Source organism: Dysosmobacter sp. HCP28S3_G4 (assembly GCF_052065175.1).
Lineage (GTDB): Bacteria > Bacillota > Clostridia > Oscillospirales > Oscillospiraceae > Oscillibacter.
Genome location: NZ_JBQHUP010000122.1, coordinates 1 through 477, shown reverse-complemented (window position 1 = coordinate 477; position 477 = coordinate 1). Strand labels below are relative to the sequence as shown.

Genomic DNA, 477 nt, shown 5'->3' with positions numbered 1-477 from the left:
ATCTCCGGATCAATGGATATTTGCTCCTCCCCGAAGCTTATCGCAGCTTGTCACGTCCTTCGTCGGCTCCTGATGCCAAGGCATTCCCCTTGCGCTCTTTATAGCTTGACCTGTCGTCGGTGCAAGCTCCATATCCCTCGCTTCGGCCTGCGGCCAAAGCTCACTCATTCCGCCGCGCCTCCTCTTTCGCCGAAAACAGGTTTTCGGCGAGGGGACGAGAGAACGAGGATACGTCGCTCACTCCTTCTTCAGTCAGAGAAATTTGGTTCTCTTGAATTATGCAGGCTTCACAAAGATTTTCGGAAATTGTAATCGTTACCCATCTATACGATGTTCCACAATTAAATTTACGCTTGTCACGCTTTCGCGTGACAACCTCTCTGTTGCCTTACTTGCTTGTCATACATTGTTCAGTTTTCAAGGTGCAGACTCCAGCCTCGTTTGAAGCCAGATCTCAAAGTCTTATCGCTAAGGCTC

At 49.5% G+C, this 477-nt stretch carries 1 rRNA gene; it reads right to left on the bottom strand.

Annotated elements, in window-relative coordinates:
• Positions 1 to 111: ribosomal RNA gene (locus ACTNBU_RS12730) — 23S ribosomal RNA — on the bottom strand; the annotation flags it as partial.
• Positions 112 to 477: the final 366 nt, after the last annotated feature.